The 12,328-nt window shown below is 41.4% G+C and carries 11 protein-coding genes; 8 read left to right on the forward strand and 3 right to left on the reverse strand.

Annotation, left to right across the window (positions count from 1 at the left end):
• Positions 1-39: 39 nt before the first annotated feature.
• Positions 40-753: a Uma2 family endonuclease gene (locus tag CAL6303_RS16520; protein WP_015198952.1), complete on the reverse strand. Its 714-nt coding sequence runs from the start codon at positions 751-753 to the stop codon at positions 40-42.
• A 509-nt stretch (positions 754-1,262) separates the two neighbouring features.
• Between CAL6303_RS16520 and CAL6303_RS16525 the strand changes: the two genes are divergently transcribed.
• The 8 genes from CAL6303_RS16525 to CAL6303_RS16560 all read left to right on the forward strand — a co-directional run bounded on the left by CAL6303_RS16525 (position 1,263) and on the right by CAL6303_RS16560 (position 10,304).
• The gene (locus CAL6303_RS16525) at positions 1,263-2,630 is read left to right on the forward strand and encodes an NAD(P)/FAD-dependent oxidoreductase (RefSeq protein ID WP_015198953.1); all 1,368 of its coding nucleotides are present in this window, start codon (positions 1,263-1,265) and stop codon (positions 2,628-2,630) included.
• A gap of 513 nt (positions 2,631-3,143) precedes the next feature.
• Positions 3,144-3,989: a zinc metalloprotease HtpX gene (locus CAL6303_RS16530; protein ID WP_015198954.1), complete on the forward strand. Its 846-nt coding sequence runs from the start codon at positions 3,144-3,146 to the stop codon at positions 3,987-3,989.
• A 108-nt stretch (positions 3,990-4,097) separates the two neighbouring features.
• On the forward strand, positions 4,098-4,496 hold the full coding sequence (locus tag CAL6303_RS16535; RefSeq protein WP_015198955.1) for a hypothetical protein: 399 nt from the start codon (positions 4,098-4,100) through the stop codon (positions 4,494-4,496).
• Positions 4,497-4,669: 173 nt separating this feature from the next.
• A complete protein-coding gene (aspS, locus tag CAL6303_RS16540; RefSeq protein WP_015198956.1) occupies positions 4,670-6,457 on the forward strand; it encodes an aspartate--tRNA ligase in 1,788 nt (595 codons plus the stop codon).
• A 666-nt stretch (positions 6,458-7,123) separates the two neighbouring features.
• Positions 7,124-7,414: an Asp-tRNA(Asn)/Glu-tRNA(Gln) amidotransferase subunit GatC gene (gatC, locus tag CAL6303_RS16545; RefSeq protein ID WP_015198958.1), complete on the forward strand. Its 291-nt coding sequence runs from the start codon at positions 7,124-7,126 to the stop codon at positions 7,412-7,414.
• A gap of 152 nt (positions 7,415-7,566) precedes the next feature.
• The gene (locus CAL6303_RS16550) at positions 7,567-8,652 is read left to right on the forward strand and encodes a glycosyl transferase (protein WP_041739704.1); all 1,086 of its coding nucleotides are present in this window, start codon (positions 7,567-7,569) and stop codon (positions 8,650-8,652) included.
• A 33-nt stretch (positions 8,653-8,685) separates the two neighbouring features.
• A complete protein-coding gene (locus CAL6303_RS16555; protein ID WP_015198960.1) occupies positions 8,686-9,345 on the forward strand; it encodes a HEAT repeat domain-containing protein in 660 nt (219 codons plus the stop codon).
• A gap of 323 nt (positions 9,346-9,668) precedes the next feature.
• Entirely contained in the window at positions 9,669-10,304 is a 636-nt protein-coding gene (locus CAL6303_RS16560) for a hypothetical protein (RefSeq protein WP_015198962.1), read from the forward strand.
• Positions 10,305-10,497: 193 nt separating this feature from the next.
• On the opposite strand, the gene CAL6303_RS16565 is transcribed toward CAL6303_RS16560, so the two are convergent.
• Both CAL6303_RS16565 and CAL6303_RS16570 read right to left on the reverse strand, forming a co-directional pair.
• On the reverse strand, positions 10,498-11,223 hold the full coding sequence (locus tag CAL6303_RS16565) for a HEAT repeat domain-containing protein (protein ID WP_015198963.1): 726 nt from the start codon (positions 11,221-11,223) through the stop codon (positions 10,498-10,500).
• 230 nt (positions 11,224-11,453) lie between these two features.
• Entirely contained in the window at positions 11,454-12,278 is an 825-nt protein-coding gene (locus tag CAL6303_RS16570; protein WP_041740700.1) for a HEAT repeat domain-containing protein, read from the reverse strand.
• Between the last annotated feature and the right edge of the window lie 50 nt (positions 12,279-12,328).

Here is a 12,328-nt window from a genome sequence, read left to right on the forward strand (position 1 = left end):
CTCCATATTCAATATTTTTATTCGGGATTTTATCGATAATCAAAGTTCATCTGGGTTAATTCCCTTCTGTGCTAGCAAAGCACGTAAAGTCTCTAACTCTTCTTCTGCTTGTTCAGCACGTTGTTTTTCCTGTTCAGCGCGTTGTTTTTCCTGTTCTAACTCCTGTTGTACAACTTCCTTTTGTCTAGCAAGTTCAACGTAGCTAACAAACTTCTCCCCATCAGGACGGTAAATTTCTAATTGCCCCTGGGATAATTCAAATCTGATTCCCAAACGGGGACTTACCCAACCTAGCATTTGTTCGATTTCTGGTAATTCTTCCCCGTCACGTATCCACCCTGTTAAATCACCTTTATCAGGATCATATAAATAATACTCTTCCACCCCATAGCGACGATAAAAGTTGTGTTTGGCGACCATTTCTTTCACGCTATTACCAGGGGAAAGAATCTCAAATACCACTTGTGGAGGAATATTCTCTTCTCGCCACTGTTGATAAGACCCTCTATCACCCTTTGGTCTACCAATAGCCACCATCACATCAGGCGCTCTACGAATGACGTTGCTACCCTCCACAGGATACCAAAGTAAGTCGCCAGCGACAAACACATTTGGATCATTTTGAAACAAACTATCAAGTCCGCCTTGAATTGTCACAATCCAGCGGTATTGTAATGTATTATCTGCCATTAACTGTCCGTCGCTGTCAGGGTAGATGATTTCTGCTGTTTGGATGGGTAATTGTGTAACCATTTGTCATTCCTTGCTAATTGCTAATCTGGGTTATTAAGTGGCTACGCAAAATTAAATATAGAGGAACGAAGGAATCCCAAGGGTTTGAGCGTTTCTGAATGTATGATTAATTTTGCACTACTACTTACCCAGTCTGGAAATGGCAGTGACATTGCTGTAAGACTACACCTATTTTAACTGAGTTGAAAAGGCAGGAAACGACTAACACAAAAAAACCGGGTTTCCAACGCAAGCAGTCAACCCGCAGCAATCTGATTTTCTCATCTCCCAGATAACCAGGTTCATCACGACTTCTCGTCTCACGAGAGAAAGCCGGTTTTCATCGTTAATATTAATAATCATCATGCTGAGTGGTGCAAAAATCGGGTTTCTGGAGTTTCTCCGGCAATAACACTTGCTTTACCAAAACTTTACATACCAAAAATACATAAAAACTCTGGTGAATTTTTGATAAGATTTTGTTAAGAATAATGACAGGGATGTCATAAAAAAGGGAAGGAAACGATTTTATGGTAGATACAGTTGATAACAAGCCACCTCATCAAGTAGTGATCGTGGGAGGTGGATTTGGCGGATTGTATGCAGCAAAAGCGTTAGCTAATACTAACGTCAGCGTCACCTTGGTTGACAAGCGTAATTTTCACCTATTTCAACCATTGTTGTACCAAGTAGCTACAGGGACTGTTTCACCTGCGGATATTTCTTCCCCATTGCGCTCAGTGCTGAGTAAAAGTAAAAATACAAAGGTGATACTTGGAGAAGTTAACCATATCGATTCCCAAACTCAACAAGTATTAATGGGTGATGAGGCAATACCCTACGACACATTAATTTTAGCAACAGGTGCCAAGCATTCCTACTTTGGGAAAGATGAGTGGGAAAATGTCGCACCAGGATTGAAGACGGTGGAAGATGCAATTGAGATGCGTCGCAAGATTTTCAGTGCTTTTGAAGCAGCAGAGAAAGAAACATCTCCAGAAAAACGTCGGGCTTGGTTAACTTTTGTAATTGTTGGCGGTGGTCCAACAGGTGTAGAATTAGCTGGTGCGATCGCAGAAATTGCCTATCACACTATGAAGGATGATTTCCGCAATATCGATACATCGGAAACGCAGATTTTATTATTGGAAGGCTTAGATCGAGTTTTACCACCGTTTGCACCAGAATTATCACAGGAAGCGGAAACTTCCTTAACTAAATTGGGTGTGACGGTTCAAACCAAAACCCTTGTTACCAATATCGAGAATGATGTTGTCACCATCAAACAAGGTGAGGAAGTTCATCAAATCCCCGCCAAAACAGTATTATGGGCTGCTGGAGTTAAAGCATCTCCCCTAGGAAAGATTTTAGCAGAGTCAACGGGTGCTGAGTGCGATCGCGCTGGACGTGTAATAGTAGAATCAGATCTCAGCATTAAAGGACATCCTAATATTTTTGTTGTTGGAGACTTAGCAAACTTCTCCCATCAAAATGGTAAACCTTTACCTGGTGTTGCACCTGTCGCCATCCAAGAAGGTGAATATGTTGCTTCTTTAATTAAAGCAAAACTTCAGGGTCAAACCTTGCCTCAATTTAAATATATTGATAAAGGTAGCCTAGCGGTAATTGGACACAACTGTGCAGTCGTAGATTTAGGTTTTATCAAACTTAAAGGTTTCCCAGCTTGGTTTGCTTGGTTATTTATCCACATCTATTTCTTGATTGAATTTGATAACAAAGTTGTTGTGATGATTCAATGGGCATGGAACTACTTTACTCGGAATCGTGGTGCCAGACTCATTACTGGAGAACAAACGATTATCCCGGAATCAGTTCTAATTACTGATGAAGAAACATCACACCAACAAGCTGGCAGCAAAATAATTGTGAATAGATAGATTTGTGTTGGCATAGCCTTAAATCTAAAGGTTTAGATCCTCGACTTTTTGAAGAAGTCGGGGTTTTTTTTGTTCAAGTTGACGTAGTTTGTGAGTTATACCAATTTGAAATTAGACCCCCAATATTGTTGAATTTGGATTTCTTAGAGGGTCTTTATAAAATAAATATTAAGTAGTGTATGTTACGACTACGTAAGGATTTGGGGGTTTGAATCAGTGTGAGTTTGTCGTAACGCACCAGCTAGTTGGTGCGTTACGACGCATTTAGATTGTTGCTCAAAATGAGTAGTAGTGCGTCTTCCACACCCTACAATAATTTTCTTCTTTATTAATAAACACCTTCTTAGTAAAATAACAGCAATTTCAAGTGGGAGAACCGAACATGATTGCAGCACAATTCCTACCTGAAAAACTAACATCTGAATCGATACAATCAGAGTGTAGTTGAAATAAAGTTGTTGATTCAGACAATTTAAAAAAATAAAATAGGTATAAATCTGGAGAGTATATACTATGGGAAACCAATTTAAGACAGCTGCTTTACTAGCTGCCCTAAGTGGTCTTTTAATTGCAATTAGTTACTGGATAATTGGTGGAACAACAGGTGTATTCGTTGGGATTGGAATAGCTGCTGCAACTAACCTATTTTCCTGGTATCAATCTGATAAAATTGCCTTAGCAGCTTATGGTGCTCAAGAAGTCAGTGAAGCTGAAGCACCAGGACTTTACAGAATGGTACGCCGTTTATCGGAAAGAGCAAATCTACCGATGCCGGGAGTATATATAGTTAATAGTGCCACCGCTAACGCCTTTGCAACCGGACGAGATCCAGAACATGCAGCGGTAGCCGTAACTCAAGGTATCTTAAATATTTTACCAGAAGATGAACTGGAAGCCGTAATTGCCCACGAACTTACCCACATTGCCAACCGTGACACCCTTACCCAAGCAGTTGCTGCGACTATTGCGGGTGCTGTCTCCTTCCTGGGACAAATGTTAAGTTACAGTATGTGGTTTGGTGGTTCCCGCGACAATGAACGAGGTGGAAACCCTTTAGGGATAATCGCAACAGTAATTTTGGCACCCCTTGCCGCAACTGTAATTCAATTGGCTATTTCCCGCACCCGTGAATTTTCTGCTGATGCTGGTGCAGCAAGAATTACAGGTAATCCCCGCGCTTTAGCCCGTGCTTTGCAAAGATTAGAGTCTACAGCTAGACAAATTCCGATGCAATCGAATCCAGCATTTGAACCATTATTAATCATTAATCCATTTTCTGGTCAATTCTTCGGCAACCTATTTAGAACTCACCCCACCACCGAACAACGTGTGGAAGCATTGCTGAGATTAAATCAGTAAACAGTGAACAGTTATCAGGGTTTTAAAACATCCCCAGGAACTGAATTCAGACTTCTGTGTCAACAAAAATACGAATTATTAAGCAGAAATAATCAGGAAACTAAAATTATGACTCATAACAATATGGAATCGACACCTACCGTAGAAATCGAAATCACTCCCCAAACTAACGAAATGGTGGATCAAGAAATGATTAACGAAACCGACGAACTCAAGCGTGAAACCAAAGCGCTGATTGAAGCATTGAAAAGACGTGCTAAAGCAGAAGCGGAATCGGCTGGTACTCTCACACGGGAAACCTATCTTAACGCAGTGCGACGCGCCAAAGAAACCATAGAAGGTGAGAAAATCATTGAACGCGATCGCATTGAGGATTCGTTCAACTCAATTCAACAGGAAGCAGAAAAAAACTGGCAGCAGTTGGTGAAGCAGTTTACAGAACTGGGTTTACGGTTCCAGGATGCAGGAAAAGCTGCATGGGATGCCTTCCACGCACCACGCCCATAGTAGATTATAAGGTATATTGATCCTAAATATCCCCGACTTCTAAACTAGAAGTCGGGGATATTAATCATTTAATGAGAATTAACCACAATGTCTATTGATGCTAGATAATAAAAAAGCTTTAAGATTGACTCGAAAATCTAGCCCCAACCATCAGACTAAATAATTAAGTAATTATGCGAACTCACTATTGCGGCGAACTTGAAAAAACCCATATTGAAAAAACTGTCACTATATATGGATGGGTAGACCGTCGCCGCGATCATGGGGGCGTGATATTCTTAGATTTACGCGATCGCACTGGCATTGTCCAGATAGTTAGCGACCCCCAACGCACACCAGAATCCTATGAACTAGCAAATGATCTGCGTAACGAGTATGTTGTGGAAATCATCGGCAAAGTTACCCAACGTCCCGAAGAATCCCTAAATACCCGGATTCCCACTGGCGAAATCGAAATTTACGCAGAAAAAATCACCCTCCTCAACGCTGTTCGCAAACAGTTACCCTTCCAAGTATCCACGGCAGACACCGAAAATGTCCGCGAAGACTTACGCTTAAAATATCGTTACCTTGACTTGCGACGAGAAAGAATGGCGAAAAATCTCCAACTTCGTCACCAAGTCATCAAAGCTGTACGTCGCTATTTAGAAGATGTGGAAAACTTCATCGAAGTTGAAACCCCCATTCTTACACGTTCCACCCCTGAAGGAGCGCGCGACTACATTTTACCAAGCCGTGTGAATGAAGGCGAGTGGTTTGCCCTACCCCAATCACCCCAACTCTTTAAACAGATACTCATGGTATCAGGATGCGATCGCTATTACCAAGTAGCCCGCTGTTTCCGTGATGAAGACTTACGGGCAGATAGACAACCCGAATTTACTCAGTTGGACATGGAAATGAGTTTTATGTCCGCAGAGGAAATTATCGAACTCAACGAAAAACTAGTTTGTCATATCTTCAAAACCGTCAAAAACATTGATTTACCCCATCCCTTCCCCCGTCTCACCTACGCGGAAGCAATGGAACGTTATGGTTGCGATAAACCCGACACCCGATATGGACTGGAACTAGTGGATGTTGCCGATATCCTCAAAGATAGCGGTTTCAAAGTCTTCACCGACGCAATTAAAAATGGTGGCACCGTCAAAATTCTCCCCATTCCCAACGGCAACGATGCCATCTCCAACGTTCGCATCAAGCCAGGTGGTGATATCTTTAAAGAAGCTAGCGAAGCCGGAGCTAGAGGACTCGCCTACATTCGAGTGCGAGAAAACGGTGAAATCGACACCATCGGTGCCATCAAAGACAACCTCAGCGAAGAACAAAAACAAGAAATTCTCCGTCGTACCAACGCCAAAGCCGGACATTTACTACTCTTTGCTGCCGCTGACACTGCTACAGTCAACAAAACCCTCGATAGATTACGTCAATTTGTTGCCAAAGAATTTAAATTAATTGATTCCGAAAAAATCAACCTGCTTTGGGTGGTAGATTTCCCCATGTTTGAATGGAATGCCGACGAAAAACGGCTGGAAGCACTACATCACCCGTTCACAGCACCGCATCCGGATGACATCAACGACTTGAAAACCGCCCGCGCTCAAGCCTATGATTTAGTATTAAATGGCTTTGAAGTTGGTGGAGGAAGTCGCCGCATTTACCAAAGGGAAATCCAAGAACAGGTATTTGCAGCAATCGGACTCACCCCAGAAGAAGCCCAAAGCAAATTTGGTTTCTTACTAGAAGCCTTTGAATATGGTACACCTCCCCACGGTGGTATCGCCTTCGGAATAGATCGATTGGTGATGTTACTTGCTGGTGAAGAATCAATTCGTGATGTCATCGCTTTCCCCAAGACACAACAAGCACGCTGCTTACTCACAGATGCACCTTCTGGAGTCGATACAAAACAACTCAAAGAACTCCACGTTGCATCAACTTATAAACCTAAGGTTTAAGTGTATTTTTTGACTCCTTACTCACTTGCAAGTCAGGAGGTAAGAAGCGGGTTTTTAAAGGAAGCTTGAACTCCCACCGAAAACTTCTCCCCTTATTTCTGAGATAAATTCTTCCTTAGATATACAAAACTCCCCTTGAACTCTGTCAGGCAGGGGGAGTTTTTACAATGAGTGAAAATTCTTAGAGATAGCAAGTTGAGAAGGATCAAAACCCTGCGGGGCAATTATTTTTATCCCCATTTTCAGGTAATAGTTATTAGCCGCAAGATCTCATTTCTGCTTCCAATTGACGAACCAAATTCTCGTCACCCTTGCTTCTGGCGACTTCTAGCCTACGTTCCAGACTTTTGCGAATGTTTTGCTGATGAACTTTGTAAATGCTGTCGGTGGACTCGAGTCTGTTGAGAGCCATGATTGTTACCCTTACTATGTGTAGTATAAGTATTTTCTATAACTAATCATAGCAAATTATATTGATTTTGGTTACTTATGTTACAGAAAAAATATATTTTATAGCTGCTGATTTAAGCCACAACATAAAATCGGTGGGCTAGATTCCTCACCCACCGAAACCCTACAGAATCACAAAAAGGGATTTAGATCGTCTTAGCTTCGTATCCCCAGAAGAATGTTAATCTTGGGATGCTGATTATTAATCAATAAGCCATGATTGACCGCGAACAAGTACGTAAAGTTGCCCTTCTTGCCCGTTTGGAATTGACTCCCCAAGAGGAAGAAACATTCACTGCCCAAGTTGGTAGTATTTTGGAGTATGTGGAGCAGTTGAGTGAGTTGGATGTGACTGATGTTGCACCAACTACAAGGGCAATTGATGTTAGTAATGTGACACGTCCTGATCGTCTGCAACCATATCCAGGACGGGAAGCGATTCTCAATGGTGCGCCACAGCAGGAAGGGGAGTTTTTCAAGGTGCCGAAAATTATGAATGTTGAGTGATCAAGCTAGATCTGTTTTATCTGCGTAAGTATTTATACTGAATGGTGTGTTACGACGCATTTAGATTTTTCTTAAATATGATATCCAATCGTGCGTCTTTTTTAATATGCCGCAAGGCTATACACACCCTACTTTTGTTAAAAATAGCGTTTATGCGTCCTACTTTATACATTGCTGTTACTAATCATGGTTTTGGACATGCAACTCGCACTGCTGCGGTTGCTGCCACTATTCAAAAGTTATGTCCAGAGGTATTGCTAATTTTGACTACTAGTGCGCCGCGCTGGTTGTTGGAGTGCTACATCAATGGTGATTTTATCCATCGTCCCCGTAGTTATGATTTGGGTGTGGTGCAAGCTGATAGTTTAAAGATGGATAAGTTGGCTACTTTGGCGAAGTTGCAAGAGATTCAAAGTAATCAACAGGCAATAATTGAGGCTGAAGTTAATTTTATTAGTCAAAATCGGGTAGATTTGATTTTGGCTGATGTTCCTTTTCTGGCAACGGAAATTGCTAAGGCGGCAGGTATACCCTGTTGGATGATGAGTAATTTTGGCTGGGATTTAATTTATCGTAATTGGGGTAGTGAATTTACAGCGATCGCTGACTGGATTGGTGGGTGTTATAGTAAGTGCGATCGCTTGTTTCGTTTACCCTTTAATGAACCGATGTCTGCTTTTCCCAATATCGTTGATACGGGGTTGACTGGGGGTGATCCTCGCTTTACAAAAGAGGAGTTGCGGACAAGTTGGGGAATTGAAACCCCGGTGGAAAAAACTATTTTACTCACCTTTGGTGGCTTAGGTTTACAGGCAATCCCCTATCACAATCTCCAACAGTATCCCGACTGGCAATTTATCACCTTTGATGCATCTGCACCCGATTTACCAAACCTGTTGAAAATAGCCGATAAAAAATGCCGTCCTGTGGATTTTATGCCTATTTGCAGTCGAGTTGTTTCCAAACCTGGATATGGTACCTTTGCAGAAGCGACGAAGCTGGATTTGCCAATAGTTTCCATTACCCGTGATGATTTTGCTGAAGCGGCATTTTTGTTAGAAGGGATTAAAAACTATAATCAGCATCAAATTTTGACACCCGATGAATTTTTTCACGGTAACTGGGAGTTTTTGCAGGATACACCGAAAGCACCATTGAGTGGAGGGACAATTGCTAAAAATGGCAACGAGGCTATTGCCCATGCAGTCTTAGAATATTTCAGGGAAAAAACTCTGTAGAATAGACTTTAGCCCCGAATCCCGCTTGCCGATATGGAACTTGCCCAAATTCAAACCGATTTAAACAACCCAGATTTCCAGTTTCGCCTGAAAGCGATCGCGTCTCTCAAAGATTACGATTCGGAAATTGCAATACCATTACTTAAAACTAAACTCCACGATTCGGAATTTTTGGTACGTTCCTTTGTGGCAATGGCTTTGGGGAAACAACAGACGGCAGATTCCTTTGCAGCATTGATGCAAATGATCAAATTTGACGATACACCTAATGTCCGCGCAGAAGCTGCGAATTCCCTCTCCTTATTTGGTAGAGTTGCAGTATCCCACCTTGTCACCACATTTTTTCAAGATGATCATTGGTTAGTGCGTCGTAGTATTTTGGGTGCGCTAGTAGACTTGGAAACCACCAGCGAATTGCTGGATATCTGCATCGAAGCAATCAAAGGGGAAGATTCTACCGTACAAGAATCCGCAGTTGATGCGATGGGGACATTAGCAAACACAGATGTTCATGATGCCTCCATATCACAATTACTCAATTTAGTCAACCATGAATCTTGGCGAGTACGTCAGCGAGTTGCCTATAGTTTGAAGCGCTTCGAGAATCCCCAGGCGAAGGAAGCACTACAATTGCTAAGGAAAGATAGTGATCACCGTGTTGTGGGTGCGGCTTTGGAAGAATTGCTACCGTAATGAAGCTATTTTGATATACCACTAGCGCAATTTATGACAGTATATCCAGGATGACGGTGATCGGTTATAAAGGTTGTCATAGTGTTAAGGACAACTTTATGACGATTCTAATAGTGGTGGTGGGATTAATCATCTTGGCTCTAATTGCGATTGTGGTGGTGCTAGCGTTGATGATGGCAGTGGTGGAGAAAATTGATAAGTAGTAACAACACTTATTTAATATGTTTTCTTTAATATAAGTTTAGTGCTGTATTAGTTTATATTGCAGGATTTAATTTACCTGAGATTTGCTACATATCTCTGCAAAAACTTAAAATTTAAGTATGAGAGAAAAACTATTTTTAAAGTGGCAAGAAACACTTCAAGACTTCAAAATTGATTCAAAGCTGATTCAAAGTAGTTTTTTAGCTATTACTCAAGCTTATGATTCTCCCCAGCGCTACTATCATAACTTAGAGCATATTTGCCAAATGCTAGGAACAATTGCACAGTTACAGGGTTACGCGATTAATTTTCCCGCTGTTCAACTTGCAGCTTGGTTGCATGATGTTATTTATGATACTCAAGGGTCTGATAATGAGGAGAAAAGTGCTATTTTTGCCAAAGAACTATTAACTAATTTGAATGTTGATGGGGAAACTATCAAAACTGTTGAAAAATTAATTTTAGTTACGAAGCAACATAAATGTGATGATGGCGATGTAGATAGTCAAATATTACTTGATGCAGATTTGATGATTCTGGCGGCAGATGAGAAGGGATATCAAAAATATGCAAAGTCGATTCGTCAAGAATACGATTGGGTTGCCACAACCGACTATGTTAAAGGACGTAAGCAAGTGTTGCAGAAGTTTCTCTTGCGTCCACGCATCTACAAAACACCGCAAATATTTACAGTCTGTGAACAAGTCGCACGTCACAATATTCAAACTGAGATTTTATTTTTAGACACTTTGTGAGTGTTTTAAGTAGTCGCATAATTGTTGCCATTGATTCGGTTTAGGAATGTGAATTAAATAAAGTGCAACAGTCGGGTGTGTATAGCCTGACGGCATATCCTACGGGAAGCAAGCTACAAGAAAAGCCTTGCGTAACGTATCATTCCAAGTTTAGTTATAATTGCAGGTTATTAAATTTGCGTTCCTTAGCACCTTATCTTCTTCCTGCACCACGGGATACTTTTTCTGATTCAGATGTATTATTATCTTGTAATTTCCTCAGTATTTCTACAGGCGTTTGACTGCGTAGCTTTTCCAGCGCTAAGTGAACACGCGATCGCACTGACAGTTCCACGTCGTTTATTTGGAGATGTTCCAATTGGGCAAATATTTGTGCAGCTAGCTGAGATTGTCTTTCAGTCAGGCTTTCCGCTAATCCTTCTAAGCCAACAGAAGCAGCATAACGTACAACCCATTCTGGATCTTTACTGGCTTTAATTAAAACTTCAAAGGCTTTTTGCTGTGCATCTGACAGTTGTTCAGGTATCATTTGATGCCATTTGACAATTCCCAAACCTCTAGCAGCACCACGTCGTACACTGAGGGCAAAGTCATTTTCGGCAGCTTCTAAAAGGGTTTCTAATCCGCGAGGATCACCAATTCCAGCTAAAGCGCGAATTGCCCAAGCCCTAGCACCATAGTTAAAATCATCAATTAGTTGCAAGAGTGGTAATACAGCAGGTTCGCCAATTTGGATTAAACCATCGACTGCTGCCACTGCCGCGCCAGGGTTATTATATCCTAAAGCGGCAATTAATATAGGGACAGTTTCTACTGAGGCTGCTGTTGCTAGATTTTGAACTGCTTCTAGGAGTTTGGCTGAAGAGTCAGCTTGTTCGACAGCATCGATTAATTTTTGAGTAGTAAGAGAATTAGTCATAAATCAGTTACCAGTTATTCAGTTACCAGTTATTCAGTTATCAGTTACTAGTTACCAGTTATCAGTTATCAGTTACCAGTTACCAGTTATCAGTTATCAGTTCAAGCTGCTTGAACCTAGTGTAGTTTTTATCAAGTAATTATTTTCATCACTGTTCCCTGTTTACTGTTCCGTATTTCCTGATTTTTACGAAAGTGCGGAACTTCCTAGACGATTAACGCTAAGGAAGTTCACAGCAATAAGTCCATTAAATTCATCACCTTGATAGCATCGCTGGATAAAGTTGGGGTGAGGGGTGATACCTGTTTTTCCAATAATCCTTTGAGGGAGATTAATTTTAAGCTGTTTTCTGCCAGGGTTTGGGCAATAGCATCGGCGGCGGCAATGTAACCAATAGCACCTAAGTCGGCAAGGGCTGAACGTCGCAATTGTAAATCATTTCCAGCCAATGCTTTAATTAAGCGATCGCCATATTCAACTTCCCCTGTTAATTGGTACATTGCCCTAGCGGCGGAATATTGGTTTCGTTCGATGGGATGCTGTAAAAAGGGTTGAATTAGGGGGATGGTATCCACTGCTTTTAATGCCCCTAATGCTTCTAAAATGGCATCATATGGTTCTTTGGTATCGGGTTGAGTTGCCACTAATACGCCATTTTCCAAACCATGTTCTAATAATTGGGTTAGCGGAGAGATGGCAGTACTATCTCCTAACATTCCTAGGGATTCGGCAGCAGCTTCACGTACATAAAAATCGGAAGATTGTAAACAAGTGATTAATGGCGCTACAGCCGTGATATCACTTAATTTACCCAAAGCCCTTGCAGCATTTCTACGTAGTGGATATCCCCCTTCTGGGGTACGATCATCTTCATCTGCCAAAGCTTTAATTAAGCTAGATACAGCTTGAGGTTCATTGACACGAAACCTTCCTAACCACCAAGCTGCATAAAATCGCAAACCTAAATCAGTTCCGTTAAGATTTGCGATCGCGCTTTCAATTGTGAGTGATTCACCATTGCTTGGTGAATCAATATTTTCCAGGCTAGAATCCATGGAGAGAATTGCCTTTACGATTGCATTTATGTGGTTGATCGATTCAACCA

This window comes from Calothrix sp. PCC 6303, assembly GCF_000317435.1.
GTDB lineage: Bacteria > Cyanobacteriota > Cyanobacteriia > Cyanobacteriales > Nostocaceae > PCC-6303.

What these genes read in the sequence shown, in the direction of transcription:
- CAL6303_RS16565 (WP_015198963.1), bottom strand. Translation starts at nt 11,223, where the DNA reads ATGACTAATTCTCTTACTACTCAAAAATTAATCGATGCTGTCGAACAA.
- CAL6303_RS16520 (WP_015198952.1), bottom strand. Translation starts at nt 753, where the DNA reads ATGGTTACACAATTACCCATCCAAACAGCAGAAATCATCTACCCTGAC.
- CAL6303_RS16525 (WP_015198953.1), top strand. Translation starts at nt 1,263, where the DNA reads ATGGTAGATACAGTTGATAACAAGCCACCTCATCAAGTAGTGATCGTG.
- CAL6303_RS16530 (WP_015198954.1), top strand. Translation starts at nt 3,144, where the DNA reads ATGGGAAACCAATTTAAGACAGCTGCTTTACTAGCTGCCCTAAGTGGT.
- aspS (WP_015198956.1), top strand. Translation starts at nt 4,670, where the DNA reads ATGCGAACTCACTATTGCGGCGAACTTGAAAAAACCCATATTGAAAAA.
- CAL6303_RS16570 (WP_041740700.1), bottom strand. Translation starts at nt 12,278, where the DNA reads ATGGATTCTAGCCTGGAAAATATTGATTCACCAAGCAATGGTGAATCA.
- CAL6303_RS16560 (WP_015198962.1), top strand. Translation starts at nt 9,669, where the DNA reads ATGAGAGAAAAACTATTTTTAAAGTGGCAAGAAACACTTCAAGACTTC.
- CAL6303_RS16550 (WP_041739704.1), top strand. Translation starts at nt 7,567, where the DNA reads ATGCGTCCTACTTTATACATTGCTGTTACTAATCATGGTTTTGGACAT.
- CAL6303_RS16555 (WP_015198960.1), top strand. Translation starts at nt 8,686, where the DNA reads ATGGAACTTGCCCAAATTCAAACCGATTTAAACAACCCAGATTTCCAG.
- gatC (WP_015198958.1), top strand. Translation starts at nt 7,124, where the DNA reads ATGATTGACCGCGAACAAGTACGTAAAGTTGCCCTTCTTGCCCGTTTG.
- CAL6303_RS16535 (WP_015198955.1), top strand. Translation starts at nt 4,098, where the DNA reads ATGACTCATAACAATATGGAATCGACACCTACCGTAGAAATCGAAATC.